A 23,612-nucleotide genomic window follows, 5' to 3' on the forward strand; every position below is an offset into this window, starting at 1 on the left:
ATTGAAAATAACCTTTTCTTCCTTAATTCCATCCTATTTGCTTGATTTCTCGTCGTTTTTGCGTTAATCCTTCTTGTAGCAACCCCATCATAGTTTAAAAACCTCGCTATTATACATTAATAAAATTGAACTGATTTAAATAAGGCAGCTCAACAATATCACTCACTTAATCCATGATTCAAATGAAACCAAACAGTCAATCGATAGTCAATACCGTCAATTGGCTACATTATAGTGTGCTTATTCCTGTCTCAAAACGTTAGTTAGTGTTTATATCCACAGCACACAGTATTTAGCCCATAAACAACAAAAAGGCAGAGCAAGAATGCTCTACCTTTTTATCGTTTCATTAATAAACAGATGTATTTTCTTTTGTTATGTTTTCTAGAATTTCTTTCACACGTGCTAGGAAGCGACCGGCAACTAAGCCGTCTAATACACGGTGGTCTAGTGAAAGACATAGATTTACCATATCACGCGCAGCAATCATTCCGCCGTCCATGATGACTGGACGTTTCACGATAGATTCTACTTGTAAAATAGCTGCTTGAGGGTAGTTGATAATTCCCATTGACTGAATAGAACCAAATGACCCTGTGTTGTTTACAGTGAATGTACCACCTTGCATTTCGTCTGATTTTAATTTGCCAGAACGAACTTTTGATGCTAGCTCATTTACTTCACGACCAATACCTTTAATCGTTTTTTCATCAGCATTTTTAATAACTGGAACATATAGCGCATCTTCTGTCGCTACCGCTATAGAAATATTAATGTCTTTTTTCTGAACTATTTTGTCCCCAGCCCACATGGAATTCATCATCGGGAATTCTTTTAATGCCTGCGATACAGCTTTCACGAAGAAAGCGAAGTATGTAACATTAAATCCTTCTTTTTGTTTGAATTCATTTTTGATAGAGTCACGATATTGAACCATATTCGTAACGTCCACTTCAATCATAGTCCATGCATGAGGAGCTTCGTGTTTACTGCGTAGCATATTTGCTGCAATTGCTTTACGAACACCAGTCACAGGAATTTCGATATCTCCAACCGCTACTGGAACATTAGCAGATGTTGGCTTTGGAGCTGGTGCACTAGCTGCAGTAGGCGTAGAAGGAGTTGATACCGCTTTAGGCTCTGCTTTTGCTGCTACTGGAATTTCTCCACTCTCCACAATTTTCAGAAGATCCTTACGAGTTATACGTCCTTCGTTACCAGTACCAGTAACTAAAGAAAGGTCGATACCATGTTCTTGTGAAATTTTTAACACTGCTGGTGAATAGCGAGCTTTAGCTCCTTTATCACGTTCTACAGGAGCAGCATGCTTTTGTACTTCCGTAGGTTTAACAGTTTCTGCAGTAGGCTCTTCAGGAGCAGCCTCTTTTACCTCCACTATTTCCTCAGAAGCTCCACCTTCTGTTTCTATTGTACAAACAATTTCACCAACAGCTAGTGTATCTCCTTCGTTTGCGATCAGTTCTTTAATAATTCCTGTAAAGGAAGATGGCACTTCAGCAGTTACTTTGTCCGTGTTAACTTCAGCTAGCGCATCATATTTGTTAACATGATCACCTGGTTTTACTAACCATTTTTCAATCGTTCCTTCAGTTACACTTTCCCCTAGCTGGGGCATTTTTATTTGTTCGATTGCCATTCGTTTTCCTCCTTATCAAATTCGCCTTGGCGTATTTGGGTCCAGATTTTTATCGAGCTTGCTCGATAAATTCCTTAAAAAAATCTGTAACATCCGCCGGAGGCATTAACTTCATTTGGCAAAGTCTTTTTTTTGCTGAAAGAAGTTAGTATTCCGCTAGCTCACGCATCGCTTTTTCGACTTTATCTGGATTGATCATAAAGAATTTTTCCATCGTTGGTGCATATGGCATAGCTGGAATATCAGGACCAGCAAGACGCATAATCGGTGCATCTAGGTCAAATAAGCAGTTTTCTGCAATGATTGCAGCAACTTCCCCAATAATACTACCTTCTTTGTTATCTTCTGTTACTAGCAGAACTTTACCTGTTTTAGATGCAGCTTCAATAATTCCTTCTTTATCTAAAGGATAAATTGTACGTAAATCTAAAATATGTGCTGAAATACCGTCTTTTTCTAAACGTTCAGCAGCCTGTAGTGCAAAATGCACAGCAAGACCGTACGTAATAACCGTGATATCTTCCCCTTCACGTTTCACATCCGCTTTCCCGATTTCGATTGTGTAATCTTCTTCAGGAACTTCACCCTTAATAAGACGATACGCACGTTTATGCTCAAAGAACATAACAGGATCTTCATCGCGAATTGCAGCTTTTAATAAACCTTTAGCATCATAAGGTGTAGATGGAATAACGATTTTTAGACCAGGCTGGTTAGCAAAAATTGCTTCTACCGATTGGGAATGATAGAGTGCTCCGTGAATTCCTCCACCGAATGGAGCACGGAAAACGATCGGACAAGTCCAATCATTGTTAGAACGGTAACGAATACGTGATGCTTCGGAAATAATTTGGTTTACCGCAGGCATGATAAAGTCAGCAAACTGCATTTCCGCAATGGGACGTAGCCCATACATCGCAGCTCCGATCCCAACACCAGCTATAGCAGATTCTGCAAGAGGTGTATCTAGCACGCGATATTCTCCAAATTCATCATATAGACCGTTTGTCGCTTTGAACACTCCACCTTTACGACCAACATCTTCTCCAAGTACGAAAACGCGTTCATCGCGAGTCATTTCTTCTTTCATTGCAAGTGTGATTGCATCAATATAAGACATGATTGCCATTATGCATTCCCTCCTTCTTGTTCAGCATAGACGTGCTTCAAGGCATCTTCAGGAGCAGCATATGGAGCATTTTCTGCATAGTCCGTTGCTTCATTTACTTCCTTCATAATACGATCATTAATCTCTTTTTCTAAATCTGTAGATAAAATATCTAAATCACGCAAATACTTTGCAAATGTAATAAGAGGATCTAACGCTTTTCCTTCTGCAATATCTTCCGCAGTACGGTATTGTCTATCATCGTCATCGGAAGAGTGAGCTGTCAAACGGTACGTCACAGCTTCTATTAAGCTTGGTCCTTCGCCATTACGAGCACGATCTGCAGCTTCCTTCACTACTCTGTATACCTCGATTGGATCTTTCCCGTCAACAGTTACACCAGGCATACCATAACTGGAAGCACGGTCTGCAACCGTTTTACTCGCAACCTGACGCTCAAATGGTACAGAAATAGCATAATTATTGTTTTCAACCATTGTAATACATGGTAATTGGTGAACTCCTGCAAAGTTTAATCCTTCATGGAAATCTCCTTGGTTAGAGGAACCCTCCCCAAGAGTAACAAAGGTAATAAAATCTTTTTTCTCAATTTTCGCAGCCAAAGCTACTCCTACAGCATGCGGCAGCTGAGTTGTAACGGGTGAAGAACCAGTTAAGATTCTATTTTTCTTTTGTCCAAAATGACCTGGCATTTGACGACCACCAGAGTTTGGATCTTCTGCTTTTGCAAAAGCGGAAAGCATTAAATCTTTGGCAGTCATGCCAAAGTGTAAAACAACTCCCATATCACGGTAATAAGGAGCAATATAATCCTTTGTGTTATCCAGTGCAAAAGCTGCTCCTACTTGAGCGGCTTCTTGACCTTGACAGGAAATTACAAAAGGAATTTTCCCAGCACGGTTTAATAACCACATACGTTCATCGATACGACGTGCCATTAACATCGTTTCAAACATTGTTAACACATCTTCATTTGTTAAACCTAATTCTTCATGACGGTTTGTTGTCATATAGAACTCCCCCTCTATTAATATACAAGCAAATTGCTTCTCATTTCAGTATTTCTCTAGCTCCGAGCGCACCCTCTTTAGTCGTTTCAGAATGACAGAGAAAGACAAAGGACGCTTCTTACTTCAAGTCCTCCAGCGCTTTTTGCTGCTGGTCGGCATTTGCCACTTCTCTACATATGAATAGCTTTACCATCTACAGCTAATGCTGCTTCGCCTATTACTTCACTTAGTGTAGGATGTGGGTGAATTGTATGTGCAATTTCCCATGGTGTTGCGTCAAGAACCATTGCTAAACCAGCTTCTGAAATCATATCAGTTACATGTGGCCCTATCATATGAACCCCTAGAATATCATTTGTCTTTTTATCTGCAACGATTTTCACAAATCCATCAGATTCGCCGTAAACAAGTGCTTTTCCAATCGCTTTAAATGAGAATTTACCAACCTTTACATCAAATCCTTGTTCTTTTGCTTGTTGTTCCGTAATACCAACACTTGAAGCTTCAGGATTCGAATAAATACAACGTGAAACTAATGTATAGTCAATTGGCGAGATGTCGTTACCCGCGATATGTTCAATCGCAGTAATTCCTTCATGGCTGGCCACATGTGCTAATTGAAGTCCACCGATTACATCTCCAATCGCATATATATGAGATTCTTTTGTTTGGAATGTTTCTGACACTTGGATAAATCCTTTTTCTACAACGATATCTGTATTTTCAATGCCAATACCTTCTACATTTGCTTGTCTGCCAACAGAAACTAACATTTTTTCTGCTATAAAGGTTTTCATTTCACCATTTATCTCTGCAGAAATTTGTACTTCTTTTTCTTTTGTTTCTAATGTCTCTGGAAGTACTTTTGCACTTGTAACAAATGTTATACCCTTTTTAGCAAGTAGCTTTTGCATTTCTTTCGAGATATCCTTGTCTTCAGTCGGTATAATACGATCTGCATACTCGACCACCGTTACCTCTACTCCAAAATCATTAAGCATAGATGCCCATTCTATTCCAATAACTCCGCCACCTACGATTAACATAGTTTTTGGTAACTCTGTCATTGCTAAGGCTTCATCAGAGCTCATGACAAATTCGCCGTCAATTGTTAATCCTGGTAAAGTACGTGGTCTAGAGCCAGTGGCGATTACTACATTTTTAGGTATAAGCATTTCATTTTCGTCGCCATTATTCATTTCTATAGATATAGTTCCACCTGGAGAAGGTGAAAAGATAGAAGGTCCTAACATTCTTCCTGTACCTTCATATACATCTATTTTGCCTTTTTTCATCAACCCTTGCACACCTTGATGTAATTGGTTAACAATCGATTCCTTTCGTGCCTGTACGCGACTAAAATTGAGTGTTACCTCTCCAGTATTTACACCGAAGTCAGCTGCATGATTTTTAGTAGTTGCATATACTTCCGCACTACGAAGCAAAGCTTTACTAGGAATACACCCTTTATGTAAACAAGTACCACCTAAATTTCCTTTTTCAACGATTGCTGTTTTTAATCCAAGTTGAGCCGAACGTATAGCAGCAACATATCCGCCCGTACCACCACCAATAATTACTACATCATAATCTTTTGCCAACTTTACCATCTCCTTTAATATCCATCTAAGAAGGCCGCTTTACTTTAAAAGAAAGACGGCCTACTTTAGTTCAATAGATGAAATTAGTTGTTGTATTAACGTCCGTTTAAGATATGTTTACCATTTTGTAAGAATTGACTACGTGATTTGCTTACACGTGCAATACGTTCTTCCGCCAAACGGTCAGCAGCAACATATGATGGCACGCCATCGCGTTTTGAGATTTCAAAAATGCGTTCAATTTTATCGTAAATTGTAGCTACACGTTTCATCGCACGCTCCGCATTGTAGCCATATAATTCATCCGCTACATTGATAACGCCACCTGAATTAATAACATAGTCTGGTGCATAGACAATGCCCATCTCATGAATTGTATCTCCATGCGTTGTATCACGTAATTGGTTGTTTGCTGAACCAGCAATTACTTTCGCTTTTAGTTGTGGAATTGTATTGTCATTAATAATCGCACCTAAAGCACATGGAGCAAAAATATCCGCTTCTTGCGAATAGATATCATTAACATCAACTTGAACTGCTCCAAATGCATTCACTGCACGGTCAACCGATGCTTGGTTAATATCTGCAACAATTAGTTTTGCGCCTTCTTTGTGTAAGTATTCGCAAAGCGTGTATGCAACATTACCAACACCCTGTACTGCTACAGTTTTACCCTCTAAAGAATCTGAGCCAAATGCTTCTTTAGCTGCTGCTTTCATCCCTACATAAACACCGTAAGCTGTTACAGGCGATGGATTACCTGAAGAACCAAATGCTTCTGAAATACCAGTTACATAATTAGTCTCCTCATGGATTAAGTCCATATCCGCTACAGTTGTTCCAACGTCTTCAGCTGTAATATAACGACCATTTAACCCCTGGATGAAGCGACCAAAAGCACGGAACATTTCTTCATTTTTATCCTTTAATGGATCTCCAATAATTACAGTTTTTCCACCACCAAGATTTAATCCAGCTGCTGCATTTTTATAAGTCATACCTTTTGCAAGGCGTAATGCATCCTCAATCGCTTCTTCTTCAGTTGCATAATTCCACATACGTGTCCCACCAAGTGCAGGACCTAAAGTAGTATCATGAATTGCAATTATCGCTTTTAACCCTGAAGTTTTATCTTGGCAGAATACCAATTGTTCGTAATCATAAGTTTCCATATATTTAAAGATTTCCATGTGTAGTTCCTCCTAGTAGTTAAATGGGCCTTACTTATATATTCAATACCCCTATTGTTTGAAGTGTCTCCCATTTATGCTAAATGATATTTTTCTAATTTGTAATAAAGCGTGCGGAGTGAAATGTTAAGTTGTTTGGCGGTTCGTGATTTATTTCCCCCAGAAAGTTTTAATGCTTGTGCCAATACTTTCTTTTCCATTTCATCCATTTGTTCTGCTAACGTACCAAGTGAAGTCTCTCCCTTGTCCTCACTTGGTATAACCAACATTGACTTTGGTAGATGGTATTCTTCTACCGTTCGATCATTTGGCTGCAAAAATATCATCGAACGACTGATGACATTTTCCAACTCTCGAACATTCCCCGGCCAGTCATATAGAAGTAAACTCTCCATTGCTTCTTCAGAAAAACCTTCAACATTCCGACCAAATTCTTGATTTAACTTCACGAGCAAATGCTCTGCTATTGCCGGAATATCCTGTTTACGATTACGTAAGGAAGGAATATGTATTGGCATCCGATTCAATTGATAATAAAAATCTTCTCTAAAAGTACCTTCTAGCATTGCTTTTTCGAGGTTCAAACTACTTGATGCGATGATTCTCACATCTACAGGTATTGATGTCGTTCCCTCTACTCGAATGATTGCATTTTCTCTCAGAACACGTAGCAGCTTTGCCTGTGTCTTTTTCGTAAGTTCCCCAACTTCGTCTAAGAAAATTGTACCATTTATTGCTTGTTCAAAAATCCCAGGTTGTATAAACCCATCTTTTTCAGACCCAAACAACTCTGTTTCTAGCAAATGTTCTTCCGTTGAGCTACAGTTTACACGAAGGAACGGATAATGCGATCGATTACTTTCACTGTGTATTGCAAGAGCGAATAAGTCTTTTCCAGCACCAACCTCTCCCCTTAAAAGAACGGTTACTGAAACGCTTGCTGCTAGCTTTGCTTGCTCAATCGTGAAGTTTATTTCGTTTGATGTACCGACAATATCTTCAAAGCTATATGTTGCCCCTAACGTTCTGATTAGCGTGCGAGCATGATCTAATTCTTTCATTAGCCCGCGCATTTCAGTCATATCGTGTATTACTCCAACACTACCTTTTAACTGTTGGTTAACGATGATAGGCGCTACATTGACGATAACATCTTTTTTCAGTTTCCCTACTCGTAGATTAACACCACGAACAGGCTTTCGAGTTTGCAACACTTTTAGGTGAATACTTTCCCCTTCTGAAATATCAGCTGTTGCGGGTTGCCCAATTACTTCTGCTTCGCTAAATCCAGTTATTCTTGTGTAAGCAGGGTTAATAAGAATACCTTTACCTTCTTCATCCACAACGGAAATAGCATCTTCACTTGAATAGATAATTGCCTCTAGCATTTTTTGAATTTCTGTTAGGTTTGTAATTTCTTCAGCTAGTCGAACTACTTCCGAAATATCCTTGAAAACAGCAAATGCCCCGACTTGTTTTCCTTCTTCATTTATCATTGGATAACGCGAGGTGACAATTTTGGTACCGCTTTCAAGAATGAGTTCTTTGTTTAGTTCGACACGACCCGTATCGAACACTTTAGGTAATTCACTTAAGGAAATTACTTCATGAACATGTTTTCCAATGGCATTTTCGACAGATATTTGTGTCATTCTTTCTGCACTTTTGTTAAATAAATTTACGATGCCTTGATCATCAATTCCAATCATACCTTCTTCAACAGAACTGAAGATTAACTCCTGCATCATCGTTTTGTGATCAATAATGTTTATATACTTATTTTTCTCTTCTAAAAGTGAAACAATTAAGTTGGCAATCTCGCCCGGTATTAATACCGCAGTGGCTGGCCTATTTGCAAGAAGCTCATGAAATACCTCTTTGTTTCCCGTAACATCAATGATGATCTGAATATCATCATTTAGGAGAGGTTTCCAATCTTTAAACGTAGGAATATTAGTCTCTTTTGCAAGTTTTAGCCCGGGAGCTTTTTCATCAATGTCTACAATAGCTTTGACTTGAAGATATTCAGCCTGTTGTATCAATTTCAAAAGTGCACATCCTCCATTACCAGCACCTACTATAAGTATGTTTTGCAAGAATATGCACACCCCCATTAATCATCTGCAACTTATTGCACTTCTCATTTATCATAACGCAAGTTTCTTTCGTTGACAATCATATTGTTGATAGTAAAATTAAATTAGTAAGAACAGGAGTGAAAAAAATGGCTCGTTTAGCGGCTTTAATCGTGTTATTAATTCCTGGAATTTTAGCAGCATTTGGGATTAAATTAATGAGAGATACATTTTTCGGATTACAAATCCTCCCTATTGGTGGCTTGGTCATACAATTTATAAGCGGATTAATATTTACGGTTCTAGGATTAGGCTTCTTTGCAGGGTTCTTATTGAACCGTGACCGTAAAAATGGGAAAGTAGCTCCACGATTTCAAAAGAAAAAAGACGTAGACTTATAATAAAAGTCTACGTCTTTTTTGAAAGACAAAATTCCGTGAACACTGGATTTATGGCACTTAAAAGAATGAATAATACTACTAACATCCGTTTCATGCGAACTCTCAGAGTGGAAATCAGGTATATCTACGTATTTATTTTTAGTGGACCGGGCGTCTTTAACCTGGTCTTTTTTGTTGTTGAATTACTTTTTCTGGGTAATCAGTGATCCATCCAATTACAGATTCATGTGGATTCTGAATATACTTTTCGTTGCCCTTTATGTTATAAAAGCGCATTGGAAAACCAGCATCCCATACTCTCTTCATTAAATTAGTATCGTAAAATTTTTTATTGAAGTGAATTGCATCTATTTCTTTAATAGACAACACATAATCCCAATCTGAATTTTTTTTGCCAATAAAAGCTGTTTGGACTTCTCTTCTCATCGCATGTATTGTTTGCAGGATACTAAATTCGAAGGAAGAAAAGTGAACATCTGAAATGTGTGAAGCTTTTTCTACGACCTCTCGAATTTTTTCATTTTTCCCAAGAAAAGATTCCTTCAATTCTACATTTAATTTTATTCCTAATGGGGTCACATAGTGAATGAATTCATCAAAGGTCACTACTTTAGAATAGAAAAACTTACGGTAGAACACCCGACCGAGTTTTAGCTGCAATACTTCCTCTGCAAGCATATCAGTAATTCTTCGTTTATTTCCCGCTAATCGAAAAAAATCAATATCATGCGTAACAAAAGGTACGCCGTCTGCTGAAAGCTGTAAATCTAATTCAATCCCATCTACTCCTAGCTTTACAGCTCTTTTAAACGCTTTCATAGAATTTTCAACTGTTTTTGCTGCAGCACCACGGTGAGCATACACAGGTATATTAGACATTTAACTCCCCATTTTCCAATTTGAATTTCCCTTGGGTTTGTTTTGTTAGATAAGATGATTTGTTTCCAATTTGAATAACCGTACCTGGATTTGCTTCTCTTTTAATATCGATAAAATAATCTGACGTGTGTCTTAACATTTTCAAAATCCGCTGAATCTCCTCATCTAACTCTTTCACTTCACGTTGAATTTCATTATATTTTTGCTTCGTTTGTTCATATACAGCTACTTGTTGAACAGACATTGAACTCTTAAATTGATTTAATTGACTTAAACTAAAATTGAGCTTAGTCGTTTCTTCCTGTAACTTCATCATCTCTTGTGCTTTTGTTTTCGCATTTTCCGTTAGAATTTTTCGGTCTATTCCTTGGACTACCAATTCCGTTTTCCTTTCTGAATTGTTTCCCGTATATGCAGATGTGATTGAATTGATAGCAATAGCTTTACCACCAATAATCTTCCCTTTACGCTCATCTAATTTCAATTCATTACAGAAAATCTTAGACCCTAAAGAATAAAATCCAATGTGAATAGTATCCTTTGCCTCTAAAGTACATTCATTAGCATGTTTAACAAATATATTATGATGTGCCTCTACTTTTGTGATTCCTCTGCCAAATATGCCACCTTTTATGAACACGTCTCCTTCTGTCGATTTTATAAGTTCTGCTGAATGTACGCCTTCATTAGATTCAATGGAGATATCACCGGAAGAGACTATTGAATAACCAGCCATTACAGTTCCTCTAACTTGAATAGAGCCGTCAAATTTCAAATTACCTGTCTCCAATCCCACATCACCATCGATGACCAGATGCTTTTGAACCGTAAGTACTCCATTTACTTCTCCAATTACTCCTTTTGTTTTAGAACGTAAAACTGTCTTACCTTCCTCTTCCACTTCATACGCGGATTTAGTGTCATATTTTAGTGGTAAATCATCACCCATCAATGCAGGTACGGATTCTCCAAGAATATTCTTACCCGCTGATCCTTGCTGAGCAGGAATTTTTTCACCAAGCCATGATCCCTCATCAATCTCTACAATGAAGTTCATATCAAAGTAATCCGCTTTTCCATCTTCATTGATAACTGGTGTTTTTTCTGCTTGCTGTAAATAAGATATTTTGGCATTAGCACCTTTTTCAGGTGGAACTCCTTTTGCAATTATGTATGATTTACCCGTTTTAATCGAATTTAAATCTAATGGTTGCTGACCGAATACAATTTCATTGTCCTGAAGTAATTTTTGTATATTCTTTTGTAGACTTTCTAAGTTTTCTTGTATAAAGTTCTGAGACTCGTAGATAGTGATTAACGCTTCCATTTTATCAATACTTATCTCTAACTCCATACTATCGATCCAGCTTCCTACCTCAATAGGATCGTGTGAACCACTTTCTACAGCTTTTTTTACGGCCATAAAGTTAGAAATCTTCAGCCTTGGATGATTTCTAGTTAATTCATCAACTTTCTTAAGATTGTAATGATCTTTTTTAATAGTCATAAATACTCGTCCATTATCTGCAGAAAGCATTATTTCATCATTCTCAATGATTATCATAACTCCGAACACTTCCTCTCATCATTATTATACTCACTATTAAAAATAGAGTGCTAAAAATTTTGAATTTGCTAAAAATATCGCTATTAATACCTAATTTTAATTATTATTAATTAATTCCACTACAACCAATACAGATATTTAGACTTATAGAAAAACTCTATTAAAGGGTACAAAGTAATACGAATAATAATTCTTACCAATATAAAAAGTCCTCATTCTTCCTTTTGTAAATAAGTAAAACTGTGAATAAAGCACCTAAACCTAACTTTAAAAATATGAATGTTTGTTTAATATCGTAATATAATATTCGTTTTTTAAAAGTAATCCCGTTGATTGGTGTGGCAAGGCGGCGACTCCAATCAACGGGAACAGCCCGAGCTGAAAGCCCCGCAGGAGCATATGTTTTCGTAGTGACGAAGAGATGAAGCCGTGCCCGCGGAAAGCGTCCGCCTAGAGCGGAAATTAGCGTAGTTCGGATTTAACTATATAAAATTCTTTATGAGATTGATTCACCTATTTACTTTTTAGAAAAACTAAGTGTGCTTTTGAATAACTAGTGAACAACTTATTCATCAAAAAAACCAGCGAATTATAAATTCGTTGGCTTTATTGGTGGCAAGTTTATATGCTTTTAAATTAAAATCTAGTTATTTAATAAATTGGAAGGATTATAATTTATGATTAGTCCGGTAACAGGAACATTTAACTAGCCATATTCTCCATACGAATTTTATCTGCGATCATTGCTATAAACTCTGAATTAGTAGGTTTTGATTTTAAATGATGGACAGTGTAGCTTCAAGGGTTTGCCATGTTTTTGAATTAATCATTCCAATAAAGATTCTATATTTTTATATCAACTTCATTGCACATATACACTACTAATTCATTGCAACGAAAGGGAAGATTAATCATGGCAAAATTCGAATTTCTAGCACGAACAAATAACAATATTACACGTAACTTTGATATACATAAAACAATTATCTTATTCTTGGATGATAAGAAATTACAAAAGCGAAGCGATAAAACTATCAAGACATATAAAAATGCTTTGGCGCATTATACGAAATATTGTAATGAACATGACTTAAATGGAAATGAACAGGATTGTGTACGTCAATACATCCATTATATGACGTTTGAAAAGGTTAAATGGGATGACCACCCCACCAACATATCAACCACAGTTGGAGTGTCCCCTCGTTCTATTAATAATGCGATACGATTTATACGAGTATTTTACAACTGGGCTGTATCTAAAAAGTACATCAGTCATAACCCTGCACAAGATGTGGGTCTGCAAAAGGAAAACCAAGAATCATTTGAAATTTTCACGGATGATGAAATTGAATCATTGTTAAACAGTCCTAGAAGACGTTCATACACAGGTATGCGCGATTACACCATGATGGTATTAATGATAGATACCGGTCTTCGTGTGGGCGAATTAACTAACCTAGTGCGTGGTGATTTTGATTTAACGTATCGTCACATTAATATACGTGCTGAAATATCCAAAAGTAAACGTTCACGTTCGGTTCCAATTAGTAGAACAACAGCGAACCTACTACAAGACCTATTCGATTACACCAACATTGTGGAAGAAGAAACAGAAGAATTTGTATTCCTAACCCAGTACGGAGAACGTTATTATGGTGACACCTTTGCTAAAATGCTAAAACAATATGCTAAACGGGCAGGCATGACTATTAACGCTCGAGTAAGTCCTCACACATTTCGACATTATTTTGCAATCAAGTTTTTACGTAATGGTGGGGATCCGTTTGCTTTGATGAAAATACTTGGCCATACCGACTATTCCATGACCAATAAGTATGTAAGATATGCAAGTGTGCATTTACAGGAGGTACATGATAGAGTTTCCCCTGCTGAATCGGTAATTAAAAGCAATCAGAAAACTAAAGGTAAAGTTAAGTTTAAATAAATGAAACTATTTCCACTCGCCAGAAGTAAGTTATAATAAAACTAAAAAGGGTGAGTAAAATAGTGGAAAAGAAGAAAAGATATAACTTGATTATGCTTGGTTGTTTTATATTGGTCGCTGGTTTCATTCTAATTAATAGCTTTATTGAGAAAAAACAAGAGGATATTAGCAAAGTTAATGCGGAATGGGTTTCATTTGAAGATTCCGATATAGCCTTAGAGGATATTAAATCATCCACAAATAAGCAGACATTTATTTTTAATGCTAAGAACACCTCTAAAGAGCCTATTGGTATTGATTATAAATTTCAAATTGAAAGTGATGGTAATACGTACAAATCAGAACTTTATATTCCATCTGATTATGACGTGAATCCTGATATGAGCACTACAATAGAAGTAGATTTTAAAATGCCTGAAGATGTGTTGAAATCAGATGACACAAAAATAATAATTACTAAAAGTTTTGGAATAGAAGAACAGATAATTACATTAAATGAGTAAACACATGCCCTTCCACAGAAATAGTGGTTGGGTATTTTTTATTTCTAACTTTTTATGACGGACATGCATGTTTTTATGACTTCGCACATATAGTGTGAAGAAGTTAGAAATAGTCATAAAGGAGGCTCACATAATGACCGAAGAAAAAATCACACAAATATCCGCAAAACTAAACCCCGAGTATGATGCGTACATCATTGAAGCAATTAGAAAAATCCCTAGACGAGATCGTAGTAGAACTTATCGTGAAGCTTTAGAAGAATACTTTAAAAAACGTGAGGAATTGGAAGAATAATACCCTTCCAGATTGATTTCCACCCCATCATATTTAATAGGAAGAGACTCAATACAGATACACCTAAGTGTGGACGATAAAAACTACCCTTCCAGATTGCTGCAACTCTTATTACATAAGAGAACCCCTGTGGCGATTTGGAATCAAGGAGGATGATTAGAATGTTGTTTGAAATTTTAACTTCATCGGTCATGGGAGGAATTGCATTAAATGCACTTATTAAAAAGAAAGGATTAGCATCAAACGATAGTGGTAAAATTCAACGCATTATTTCACTAAGTGGATTGAATGTGAAGGATGGAAAAGATACCTTGACCACACAACTTATTAAAAAGACTAAGCACGATTGGGGCATGGAGTATAAATACCGTATTCCATTGGGCAGAAGTTTTGATGATTATCTAAACAAACAAAGGATTTTAGAAGATGGACTTAATAATAGGAAGAAACGCATTACCATTAATGATTTAACTTCCCTTCCTTTAGATGCAAATATCATCCACAACATTCAATCCCTGTGGAAGACAAAGCTGACCGAAACGAAGGAATTAGAATTATCTTTCGATGGGTTGTTAATCATGCGAGTATACAATCAACCTATGCCCTCTTTGGTTGAGTTTCAACTGGGCGAAAAGTGGAGTGTGCCTGTTGGTATGACGAGAGGAAAAAACGTCTATAAGTATCATGATTTCGAGAAAATCCCCCACATGGTATTAGGCGGAGCAACTCGGTATGGTAAAAGTAATTTTATCAATTCCATGATTGCCAGTTTAATAGGAAGTAACTCCGAAAATGTGAAGTTGTTTTTGGTGGATTTAAAAGGTGGAGTGGAGTTATGTGACTATGAAAACATAAAACAAACAGTCTCCATCGCCTATGAACCAGAAGAAGCGTTGACTACCCTTCAAGATGCATACGACCAAATGAGAGCTGTACAAAGTAAATTGCGATTTATGGGGAAAAAGAACGTACAGGAAGCCGATATAAAAGAACGATATTTCATCATCATTGATGAAGTTGGGGAATTGAATCCACTAGAAGCTGTAACCAAAGAAGAAAAAAAGCTAAAACAAGAGTGCCAAACATTAATGAGCCAAATAGCAAGGTTAGGCGCTGGGTTAGGCTTTAGACAAATATTAGCTACTCAATACCCTACTGGTGATGTAATACCTAGACAATGTAAGCAAAATAGCGATGCTAAACTATCTTTTCGTGTACAATCCGCAACTGCATCACGTGTAGTCCTGGATGAAACCGGAGCTGAATGTCTTCCACAGATTAAGGGAAGAGCCATATACCAAACCGCTGACCAACGTGAAATCCTACAAACACCACTAATCACACCCGAAATCATCCACCAAACTATCTCCCCTCACCTTGTCAAAAAGGAGGGAATCATTCTTGAAAAGAAAACAATTGAGCCAACGTCAAGAACAAATATTGTTACTTTTGAAGAAGTATGATTTTCTTTCACGTGACCAGATAAATAAATACTTCAAGTTAGGATCCATACGAAATACTAATATGGTTTTGTATAACATTTCTGACTACCTCATGACTGTTCGTGAAGGTTACCAATCTATCTACTACCTTAGTAAACTCGGTAGAGATTATGTAGAATGTCAGAAGATACGCAAGAAAGGTAATCATGTTCGTCATATCATCATGCGGAATGAATTTTGGTTGTTCTATAAATGTCCTAGAGACTGGAAAAACGAAGTCAAAATTTCAAATGGTAATCATTCTGTGGTTGCTGATGCAGTATTCACACGAAATGGGTTTTATCATTTTTTAGAAGTCGATAATTTACAATCCATGAAAGAAAATAGAGCGAAAATAACACGTTATAAAAACCTTTCAGAAAGCCTTGTAAAGCAATATGGCTATCACCCAACACTTGTATGGTTAACTACAACCGAACACCGTAGAAAGCAATTAGAGAAGGAATCCAATGGTTTAAAAACGAAAGTCTACACCTTATCGGACATCAATTAAAAGGAGGAAAATAATTGTTTAAACGGAAACACAAAATAGAGGTTGTTCCCGAAAGTGAATATACAGATTTTTCATCTCGTTTGAAAGCTGAAGGTGATAAATATGCATCTAAAAAATATATGGTTGGCGCTGCCCTTATTCCAGCTGCTACAAGTGTTGGACTTATCGCGCATCGTTTATCTGAATCACAATCATCCACAATTATTCCTGTAACGGCACCAGTACCCACACCTCAAATCGAACCAGTGAATGTTATTACTCAAACTCCAACTCTTCCAGTAGACATATCTTCCACACCAGAAATGATTCCAACAGGATATTTCGCAGATGCTTCTTTAGAAATGTTAGCAACTGTATTAGATCCGCTAGTACAAATAATGGTTGCAATAAGCTTTCCAATTGCTAGTGTCATTATGATAGGCGGAGCTTTCTTTTTCATGCTAGGCAACTCCGAAAAGGCATGGCAAACCATATTCAACGCGGGCATCGGCTACGTCATCATTCAAATGTCACCTTTATTCTTAGATATACTTCGTAAAGTTGGTGAAGCGGTATAATAATTTGAAAGCCACTTTCCATACAGGTTAGTGGTTTTTAACTGTGTAAATATTTCTCTAACAATTCTTCTGTTCTATTTTTCAGTTCTTCACTGGTATATGTAACATGCTCTTCAACTCCTGCGGAAATAAAAGCATATTCAACTTCACTATCTCTTTTATCCCATCGAACTGCACGCATATTGTTTCGTAACATATAAGTTTCTGTACGTTTCAAATCAAATTTTGCTTGTTTTAAAGCACTTTCTATTCGTTTCGTATATGGTCTTGGTAATTTGAATGGTAATTTAGAAAACAATTCTAAGTCAGTTTCAAGTATTTTCATTAACATGGACAGGAACAGTTTATTTTCAAAGTAAACCAAATCATTCTTTGTTATAGTTGGCATTCCTCACACGCTCCTTTAAGAATATTATAGGGAACATTCGTTCCATTTACAAGAAAAAGAAAAAAGACTACCCAATTAGATAGTCTCAATCTAGGCGTTTTGATGCCCTGCATACTTCAATTATATTCTACTTAACTTTTTTATTCAATTCTTCAACTTGTTGCGCCAATCCTACAATCACGCTGAATAAATAAAGTCGATTTACTTCACCGAAAGGTTCTTTACCATCAGTTAATTTTAATCGTTTAGCTTCGGCTAATAATTTTGTTTGGTCTGCATTTAGTTTTTGTTCTGACACTCCTGCCACCCCTTTTTTATTTATTACGTTTTCAATACGTTTACGATAAAGATTGAACGAACCGTCACGTTTTAGAATTACTCGTGGACAGTATTTGCCACTCCAGTGTTGGTGTGGATGAACATCATTTACATTTAGTTTGAACTCTTTTAATAGTAAAACAGTCAATGCAATAGCGTTTTCTTCCGCTTTTTGTGTGTTTGTTTCTGGGTTTTCACAGATTTCTATACCTATTGAAGTCCTATTTCCACTATTCACACCCCAACCATCACCACAATGATAGGCTGCTTCATCAAAAGGAATGTGTTGATAAATAAATTTGTCGTCCACAGTTAGGTGCCAAGAAACATGTGAAGTATCTTTTGGATGATAACTTGCTAGGTTGTGAATATAACGATTATGCATTTCTGCATCTGCGCCACGTCCGCTATTTCCTGTGTTATGAGTCGTTACTTTTTTAGGATTCATCTTTGTCTGTGGACGAATTTCGGGATTGCCTGTTCCGATAATATCCACAATTACAGTAGCATTACCTATTTTAGAACCGTGTTGGAGAAGTTTCATATTACTTCAACCCATTTCGTTTTAGTGTTTCTTCCTGGTCTTTTGCTTTTGGAGTTACAAGATACGTGTTCTTCCACACTCCATAAAGTACTAATACCAAAGGAATAAACGCAACTAATAGACCGATAAACGCTTCAATTGTTATTTCATTGAACCAAGATATCTCGTGATCTACCGAACGGAAAAATAAAAGCAGCGCCCCAAGGACACCGCCAACCATTGCTACATATTGTTTTAATTTGTCTGCTGTCATTGTAAATTCCTCCTAATTTTTTATGATATCAATTACTGCCGCAACTCCTGCTAATATACCACCAGAACCACCTAACACCGCTATTAAACCAAGTATTATTTTTGTTCTTAAACTAAGTTGTTTTAAAGTAATTTTTTCTTTCATAACAAGTTTTTTGTCATCAGTTCCAAAGTAATGGTCAACAAATCGTCCGAGTAGTTCTCTCGTTTGTTGACCATCTTTCATGACTGTTAATTCTAAACTTGATTGAGATAAAGCTATCTTGCCCATTTCCTTTGCAAGTACTTCCTGTTCTTTCTTTATCTCTTTCAATTGTGGAAGAATGTCTTGATGTATTAATGTTTCATGTTCTCCTACTTTTTCAAATGTTTCTTGCATAGAACCAACTCCCACTGTCACCTTCTCACCCCTTTTTGGAAAAATAAAAAGAGTACCCAATTGGATACCCTTCATTTTTTTATAAATTATAATCTTTAATAAGCATGTTTACGGCTGTATGAACCGCAATTGTTTCAGTGTTTTGGCTTTTTGTTATTCTGGTGCGGTACTCGTCCACATCTAATTGCTGAGCACTTGCTCTGTAACCACCTGCCATTTTCCATACATCTACCATAAAGTTACCTTCATCAATAGGTACAAAATAACGTCTAACAGGATACATAAAATCCCCCCTCTTTCATCCACAATTCGACAAAAGAGGTAAGGAATCCTTCTTAACTATTGAATATTTGTTAGGAAGCTTTATATTCCTCATGTTCATAAAATTAACCTTGACTATTTAGGAAATGCCTATATAATCACATTAACTAAAAAGGATGTGAGAATATGACAATTAACATCAATGGCGAAGATATTTATGCTGTGCCGTTTGAATCAAGAGAAGAAGCTATTAACTATCAAAAAGATAATGAGAATGTGGTAACTGAAAACTACGAACAATTCTATTTAATCAAGAAAGAAAATTTAATCGATGTGATTAGAATTGGTTATGAAAAAATTTCGTAACTTATGGACCTTTCGAGGTCTTTTTTATTTCTGTCAATAAAAATAACGCTAGCTTATGCAGTCTGTTCGTTTACAACAGGATTACCATACCCATCTAAACCTAACGTCGCTAAATCAGCCAACACTGGTTCTTTTAAATGTTCTGGCACGTCCTCAATCGTTCTTCGTTTCCCTGCGATTAATCCACTAAAAATTGCTACCATAAACATAATATTACCTCCAATTATTTTCATTAGTATTTTAATTGCTATACACTGTATCCAATACATATTGAACACCCTCGCGATCTTGTTCTGGAACATCTTCCATAGTTTTTCTGGGTGGCTCTGCTGCTATTAACGCCGCAAAGATTTTGTGAATCGGTTTAATTTCGGGCATTTAAAAACCTCCCATCGACAGGAGGTAGAGTTCTGCTATTGCTTCTTTGTTGTTTAAGTCTTCTGCTTTCAAACGTTCCACTTCTTCACTAAGAGGTTTTCGAAAAATTTGTGGAGCTTCAGGTTCGTTAGGATCTGGATAGCTAAACTCTAATTCTTTAGTATTAGGATTCACTCTTACACCATTAGATTCAGCAAAATCTTGTGAAAATTCTCCGTAATTTAATTCAATGTAATCAAACGTTTCTCTATTTCGTTCACTCAATGATATATAAGATTCAATATCTTGATCAACTGTCGGCACTCTCAATATTCCTTCATGTTCACCTTTATCAACAAGTATGTTGCCAGTTGCTTTGTCAAAATAAATCCTTCTTCCTAAGTTCAATTAATTCACCCCTATATTTTTAATGCAAAGTACCTGTATGTTCCACCTTGTACGGATACAGGCATTACAAACCCTGTAGCGTCCACCGATGCTATGCCCATAAGTTTAATGCCCCTCAATCCACTAACGTTAATATTAGCAGTCGAATTTGTGCCATAAGCCAGTAAAGGATGATAAATAGTAGTATAAATACCATCTGAAATGTTATAAAGAACTACTAAAGTAGGTTTGAAGTTTAATACGTTTACCACTACTGTTCCCAATTGCACATTATTACCACTACCATCTGTATAATTATTAGAAGTATTAGCTACAACCGTCCCTGTTGCAGCCATAAATGCGCCTAACTGTTCGGCGGTTAGTGTACCTGTGATACCTATTTCTGGTATAACAACCCCGGCCCTAATATTAGACGAAATAAGGTTTGTTAATATCTGATGTACTTTTGATGCCGTGTCATAATAGCCAGACTTCGGAGGTAAAACATCGTACTCAAATCTATCAGCGTAAATACCACCGTTTGATGGTATACCGTTTGCACCTGGACTTATACCAGAGTAGTTAGGGATGGTACCAGTTTTCAAACCTTCTTCTGTGCCTATCGTTTTCCCAGCTATTACATCGACTACTGTAGCCGTTCCATACTCCCCCCCTTCACCCTGTAAGATAAAAGACGTGCCATCATATGCTAATGTGTATATACTTCCTGCTTTAAGATTTCCGGCTGAAACTGCGCTTCCATTAGATTTCTTAATGGCCTTAGCTCCAAGTCCGTTGATATTTACTGTTGACGCTCCCGTATTAGCTATATTTATTTTTAAACGCAAAGAAACACCCTCTACATACGCTGAGAGCGCTGGATTTAAAGTAGCCACATAATTGTTTGCTGTACCTGTTGCTACTGCGTAGCCCGTATGTTTCAAATAATCTTCCAAATGCGTCTCAAGTGTTTGTTTACTAGCTACTTTGAAATCTAATTCTTTCGCCAATGCATTCATATCTCGAACAACATCAGCAGTCATATTTCCTGCAATTAATGGTAAACCTAAATTTGTTGTAGGCATTTATTCAGCCTCCTTTTAATTGACTAATATTTCTTCGTAAGTGAATCCTGTGGACGACAAAGCATCATAATCAGCATATTTACCTAGTAACATGTCGTAAGTGACATACAAGAATACAAGTGTATAAATCATATGTGCAGGGATAATTTCACGTAATGAACGTTCTAAATCATCCATATTTGGAGGGATTCCTAAAACACCCACAAATTTCACAATAACGTTATAGTTTGGATTATCTTCCACAACTTCAACATCAGCATTGGCATATGCTTCTGACACGTTTTCAATTAATTCTCTGGTTGTAACACCTGCACCACGCAACTTTGAAACAACAACCGATTTCCGTTGGTCGATAGGCTTGTTTGGATTGGTTGTTACTCCCACATCAAACTCATATGCTTTCAATCCCCATGTGGAAGATTCAACGTTGAATTGATTTAACACATCAGCAATACGAGTATGCAATAATTCAAACTCTGTAGCTTCTGTATCGATAATTGCCACAGATTCATTTAATTCCTCATATTCTTTTGGACCATAATCAAACATAGATCGTTTGATATCTCGTTCAACAGTCGTGCCTAAATACTTCATGTGAATGTCACCGTCCCGACAATTCCAATTTGCTCATCAGTAGGTTGTATGTTTGATGTACCACCATTTACAAGCAAATCAACATAGTCAATGATAGGTGGAATGTCGAGTAAAACGTTTGCGATTCTTGTATAACGAATCAATTCTGGTTGACTGGTCAATTCATTGTCCACAAATGCAATTGATTGAAGATATGTTTTTAATCCTTCTGTAAATTGCGCTTCTACTAAATTAATATCAGCACCAGGTGCTAACGTTAAAGTTGCAGTAACATTTATAGGTATTTCAGTAGCACCTACATATGTAACATCTGCCCCAATAGGTCGAACTGATTCTACATATGTTTCTGTAGCACTTATAACCGACGGGTCTGGACTTTTCTTTTCATCGCTAAGTAAAATTAACTTAACTGTTCCTGGACCATTCCAGACTGGTTTGACTTTTACATCTCCCACACCAGATACTTCTTTCGCCCATTGTTCGTATTGATAGACATTCCCACTTGTTGCAGGCTTTCTTACTTTTTCATAGAATCGTTCCAAAAGAGATAGATTAGTTTCTCTATCAACCCCACCAGTGAAAGGTAAAGTATTTGTAACTGCAGTCACACCAGTCAAATTACCAAGACTAATAATAATTCGATTAGCTTCAACATTTCCATCAATCCCACCAATTTCAGCAATAGCATTTACAGTGACCGTGCCACCTAAAATAACACCTTCTTCTATCGTGTGGAACAACACTGGATTCGTTTGGTCAGTTCTTGCTTGTGTGTCCACAGGGATGATTGTTCCATCTTCTCCTGTAAAGGTAAGTGTTCCAATCGACTGTATGGCAGGCTTTCTTGTCAATCCACTCCATTGCACCTTTAAATCCACAAACTCATCTGGACTGTCTTCTGTGACGTTTAAACCTAATGCGATTACGTCATCCAAAGAAATATAAGCCTGTGCAAATTCAAATGATGCAGGGGCTGTCATGTCATGAGTAACCGAACCTTGACGTTTGTCGATGTTATCGTCCACACGACTCTTTAGCCGTTCTAAAATCACATCTTCCGTTTCACTAGCAAACTGTTTTTCTATCATAATTCCACCTCACTTTCCACCTGTTCACCATTTACGAGTAATACGGTAAAGCTAACAAATACCTTGTCATCTTCGTTTGTGATTACGAAGTCAACCACATCACTGATACGATCATCATAAATAAGCGCTTCTGTTATAACTCTCGGAATTTCTTCATCAAGCAATTCCCTCGTAACGTTTGCGCCTATTAAACTTTCTAAATCACAACCATACTGGTCATCGTAAATTAAAAAGCGATCCCTAGCAGTTTTAATTGCCTTTGCAATAAACTGTCGAATCGCTTCAAGTCCATCTATTTTGCCACCAATACTGTTAGGTAATAGTGAATATGTTAACGAAGGTTCAATTTGAACTTCGATTTCAACAACTTCTAATTCTGCTTCTTCTAAACTTTGTGGAATAATGGCCATTAACTAACCACCTTGTCTATGACGTGGTATTTTTGTTCGTCATTTGTTTCTAACACCCATACTTCGTCACCAATTTTTATATATCCTTCTTTGAAAGTGATTTTTACATCAGTACCAACCATCGAATCTGTTACACCATTAAAAGTGACTGTTCCATTAATATCTATTTTTCTTTCGTGTGGAAGAATAGATTGCATAACGGAAAGTGAATCTCCTTCGATATCATCATTGTCACCTTCAATACGAATAGCGAAGGGGTCGATACTAGTAACTTTTGCAATATGGGTTCGCATATCTGTATTGTGACCAAACTGCTCCATCATCTTAATTAATCGAGCACCACCGCTTCCTTCTTGTCGTCCCATTGTATTCCCCT

29 protein-coding genes and 1 pseudogene are annotated in these 23,612 nt (G+C 36.9%); 8 read left to right on the top strand and 22 right to left on the bottom strand.

From position 1 onward, the window contains the following. Positions 1 to 349: 349 nt before the first annotated feature. The 6 genes from MKY29_RS11795 to MKY29_RS11820 form a co-directional block, all read right to left on the bottom strand. The gene (locus MKY29_RS11795; RefSeq protein WP_241600637.1) at positions 350 to 1,657 is read right to left on the bottom strand and encodes a dihydrolipoamide acetyltransferase family protein; all 1,308 of its coding nucleotides are present in this window, start codon (positions 1,655 to 1,657) and stop codon (positions 350 to 352) included. 145 nt (positions 1,658 to 1,802) lie between these two features. Continuing rightward, on the bottom strand, positions 1,803 to 2,786 hold the full coding sequence (locus tag MKY29_RS11800) for an alpha-ketoacid dehydrogenase subunit beta (RefSeq protein WP_090563651.1): 984 nt from the start codon (positions 2,784 to 2,786) through the stop codon (positions 1,803 to 1,805). Further along, on the bottom strand, positions 2,786 to 3,796 hold the full coding sequence (locus MKY29_RS11805) for a thiamine pyrophosphate-dependent dehydrogenase E1 component subunit alpha (RefSeq protein WP_241600638.1): 1,011 nt from the start codon (positions 3,794 to 3,796) through the stop codon (positions 2,786 to 2,788). Before MKY29_RS11805 ends, MKY29_RS11800 begins: the two co-directional genes overlap by 1 nt. Positions 3,797 to 3,966: 170 nt before the next feature. Further along, the gene (lpdA, locus tag MKY29_RS11810; protein ID WP_340879874.1) at positions 3,967 to 5,397 is read right to left on the bottom strand and encodes a dihydrolipoyl dehydrogenase; all 1,431 of its coding nucleotides are present in this window, start codon (positions 5,395 to 5,397) and stop codon (positions 3,967 to 3,969) included. A 95-nt stretch (positions 5,398 to 5,492) separates the two neighbouring features. Next, positions 5,493 to 6,587: a branched-chain amino acid dehydrogenase gene (gene bcd, locus MKY29_RS11815; protein WP_093496802.1), complete on the bottom strand. Its 1,095-nt coding sequence runs from the start codon at positions 6,585 to 6,587 to the stop codon at positions 5,493 to 5,495. A gap of 74 nt (positions 6,588 to 6,661) precedes the next feature. Next, positions 6,662 to 8,683, bottom strand: coding sequence for a sigma 54-interacting transcriptional regulator (locus tag MKY29_RS11820; RefSeq protein ID WP_241600641.1), 2,022 nt, complete (start codon positions 8,681 to 8,683; stop codon positions 6,662 to 6,664). A gap of 128 nt (positions 8,684 to 8,811) precedes the next feature. On the opposite strand from MKY29_RS11820, the gene MKY29_RS11825 reads away from it, so the two are divergent. Further along, positions 8,812 to 9,063 (top strand): DUF2627 domain-containing protein, encoded by a 252-nt coding sequence (locus MKY29_RS11825; RefSeq protein ID WP_090563660.1) that lies wholly within the window; start codon positions 8,812 to 8,814, stop codon positions 9,061 to 9,063. Positions 9,064 to 9,219: 156 nt separating this feature from the next. On the opposite strand, the gene MKY29_RS11830 is transcribed toward MKY29_RS11825, so the two are convergent. From MKY29_RS11830 to MKY29_RS11840, 3 genes and pseudogenes are all read right to left on the bottom strand, one after another. Then, entirely contained in the window at positions 9,220 to 9,942 is a 723-nt protein-coding gene (locus MKY29_RS11830; protein ID WP_340879875.1) for a glycerophosphodiester phosphodiesterase, read from the bottom strand. Continuing rightward, positions 9,935 to 11,506 carry a DUF342 domain-containing protein gene (locus MKY29_RS11835; protein ID WP_340879876.1) on the bottom strand — a complete coding sequence of 524 codons (1,572 nt, stop codon included), beginning with the start codon at positions 11,504 to 11,506 and terminating at the stop codon, positions 9,935 to 9,937. The genes MKY29_RS11830 and MKY29_RS11835 overlap by 8 nt, the downstream gene beginning before the upstream one ends. Positions 11,507 to 12,211: 705 nt before the next feature. Next, positions 12,212 to 12,304: pseudogene (locus tag MKY29_RS11840) on the bottom strand (sporulation transcription factor Spo0A); the annotation flags it as partial. Between the two features lie 118 nt (positions 12,305 to 12,422). Between MKY29_RS11840 and MKY29_RS11845 the strand changes: the two are divergent. From MKY29_RS11845 to MKY29_RS11870, 6 genes are all read left to right on the top strand, one after another. Next, positions 12,423 to 13,457, top strand: coding sequence for a tyrosine-type recombinase/integrase (locus tag MKY29_RS11845; RefSeq protein WP_340879877.1), 1,035 nt, complete (start codon positions 12,423 to 12,425; stop codon positions 13,455 to 13,457). 62 nt (positions 13,458 to 13,519) lie between these two features. Beyond that, on the top strand, positions 13,520 to 13,960 hold the full coding sequence (locus MKY29_RS11850; RefSeq protein ID WP_340879878.1) for a hypothetical protein: 441 nt from the start codon (positions 13,520 to 13,522) through the stop codon (positions 13,958 to 13,960). A gap of 133 nt (positions 13,961 to 14,093) precedes the next feature. Beyond that, positions 14,094 to 14,255, top strand: coding sequence for a hypothetical protein (locus tag MKY29_RS11855; protein WP_340879879.1), 162 nt, complete (start codon positions 14,094 to 14,096; stop codon positions 14,253 to 14,255). A gap of 161 nt (positions 14,256 to 14,416) precedes the next feature. Continuing rightward, positions 14,417 to 15,718 (top strand): FtsK/SpoIIIE domain-containing protein, encoded by a 1,302-nt coding sequence (locus MKY29_RS11860; protein ID WP_340879880.1) that lies wholly within the window; start codon positions 14,417 to 14,419, stop codon positions 15,716 to 15,718. After that, the gene (locus MKY29_RS11865) at positions 15,657 to 16,250 is read left to right on the top strand and encodes a replication-relaxation family protein (protein ID WP_340879881.1); all 594 of its coding nucleotides are present in this window, start codon (positions 15,657 to 15,659) and stop codon (positions 16,248 to 16,250) included. Before MKY29_RS11860 ends, MKY29_RS11865 begins: the two co-directional genes overlap by 62 nt. 14 nt (positions 16,251 to 16,264) lie before the next feature. Further along, positions 16,265 to 16,807, top strand: coding sequence for a hypothetical protein (locus tag MKY29_RS11870; protein WP_340879882.1), 543 nt, complete (start codon positions 16,265 to 16,267; stop codon positions 16,805 to 16,807). Positions 16,808 to 16,844: 37 nt separating this feature from the next. On the opposite strand, the gene MKY29_RS11875 is transcribed toward MKY29_RS11870, so the two are convergent. The 5 genes from MKY29_RS11875 to MKY29_RS11895 all read right to left on the bottom strand — a co-directional run bounded on the left by MKY29_RS11875 (position 16,845) and on the right by MKY29_RS11895 (position 18,971). Beyond that, entirely contained in the window at positions 16,845 to 17,195 is a 351-nt protein-coding gene (locus tag MKY29_RS11875; RefSeq protein ID WP_340879883.1) for a hypothetical protein, read from the bottom strand. 127 nt (positions 17,196 to 17,322) lie between these two features. Continuing rightward, positions 17,323 to 18,057 carry a peptidoglycan recognition protein family protein gene (locus MKY29_RS11880; RefSeq protein ID WP_340879884.1) on the bottom strand — a complete coding sequence of 245 codons (735 nt, stop codon included), beginning with the start codon at positions 18,055 to 18,057 and terminating at the stop codon, positions 17,323 to 17,325. A gap of 1 nt (position 18,058) precedes the next feature. After that, positions 18,059 to 18,310 (bottom strand): phage holin, encoded by a 252-nt coding sequence (locus MKY29_RS11885; protein ID WP_340879885.1) that lies wholly within the window; start codon positions 18,308 to 18,310, stop codon positions 18,059 to 18,061. A gap of 12 nt (positions 18,311 to 18,322) precedes the next feature. Continuing rightward, a complete protein-coding gene (locus MKY29_RS11890; protein WP_340879886.1) occupies positions 18,323 to 18,688 on the bottom strand; it encodes a hypothetical protein in 366 nt (121 codons plus the stop codon). Between the two features lie 79 nt (positions 18,689 to 18,767). Then, complete coding sequence (locus MKY29_RS11895; protein ID WP_340879887.1) at positions 18,768 to 18,971, bottom strand: hypothetical protein; 204 nt, start codon at positions 18,969 to 18,971, stop codon at positions 18,768 to 18,770. A gap of 164 nt (positions 18,972 to 19,135) precedes the next feature. Between MKY29_RS11895 and MKY29_RS11900 the strand changes: the two genes are divergently transcribed. Continuing rightward, complete coding sequence (locus MKY29_RS11900) at positions 19,136 to 19,315, top strand: hypothetical protein (protein ID WP_340879888.1); 180 nt, start codon at positions 19,136 to 19,138, stop codon at positions 19,313 to 19,315. Between the two features lie 53 nt (positions 19,316 to 19,368). Here the strand turns inward: MKY29_RS11900 and MKY29_RS11905 are convergent, their stop codons facing one another. Genes MKY29_RS11905 through MKY29_RS11940 form a run of 8 tightly spaced genes read right to left on the bottom strand, consistent with a single transcriptional unit; the run spans position 19,369 to position 23,601 of the window. Then, entirely contained in the window at positions 19,369 to 19,524 is a 156-nt protein-coding gene (locus tag MKY29_RS11905) for a CD1375 family protein (RefSeq protein WP_340879889.1), read from the bottom strand. A gap of 31 nt (positions 19,525 to 19,555) precedes the next feature. Further along, positions 19,556 to 19,693 (bottom strand): hypothetical protein, encoded by a 138-nt coding sequence (locus MKY29_RS11910; protein WP_340879890.1) that lies wholly within the window; start codon positions 19,691 to 19,693, stop codon positions 19,556 to 19,558. Further along, a complete protein-coding gene (locus MKY29_RS11915; RefSeq protein ID WP_340878980.1) occupies positions 19,694 to 20,080 on the bottom strand; it encodes a hypothetical protein in 387 nt (128 codons plus the stop codon). It abuts the gene before it with no gap. An 11-nt stretch (positions 20,081 to 20,091) separates the two neighbouring features. Then, positions 20,092 to 21,144, bottom strand: a complete 1,053-nt coding sequence (locus tag MKY29_RS11920; protein WP_340879891.1) for a hypothetical protein — start codon at positions 21,142 to 21,144, stop codon at positions 20,092 to 20,094. Positions 21,145 to 21,159: 15 nt separating this feature from the next. Continuing rightward, entirely contained in the window at positions 21,160 to 21,738 is a 579-nt protein-coding gene (locus tag MKY29_RS11925; RefSeq protein WP_340879892.1) for a putative phage tail protein, read from the bottom strand. Further along, positions 21,735 to 22,826, bottom strand: coding sequence for a baseplate J/gp47 family protein (locus MKY29_RS11930; protein WP_340879893.1), 1,092 nt, complete (start codon positions 22,824 to 22,826; stop codon positions 21,735 to 21,737). The genes MKY29_RS11925 and MKY29_RS11930 overlap by 4 nt, the downstream gene beginning before the upstream one ends. After that, the gene (locus tag MKY29_RS11935; RefSeq protein ID WP_340879894.1) at positions 22,823 to 23,236 is read right to left on the bottom strand and encodes a DUF2634 domain-containing protein; all 414 of its coding nucleotides are present in this window, start codon (positions 23,234 to 23,236) and stop codon (positions 22,823 to 22,825) included. The genes MKY29_RS11930 and MKY29_RS11935 overlap by 4 nt, the downstream gene beginning before the upstream one ends. After that, the gene (locus MKY29_RS11940) at positions 23,236 to 23,601 is read right to left on the bottom strand and encodes a DUF2577 family protein (protein WP_340879895.1); all 366 of its coding nucleotides are present in this window, start codon (positions 23,599 to 23,601) and stop codon (positions 23,236 to 23,238) included. The genes MKY29_RS11935 and MKY29_RS11940 overlap by 1 nt, the downstream gene beginning before the upstream one ends. Positions 23,602 to 23,612: the final 11 nt, after the last annotated feature.

It is taken from the genome of Psychrobacillus sp. FSL K6-2365, from assembly GCF_038003165.1.
GTDB classification, from domain to species: domain Bacteria; phylum Bacillota; class Bacilli; order Bacillales_A; family Planococcaceae; genus Psychrobacillus; species Psychrobacillus psychrodurans.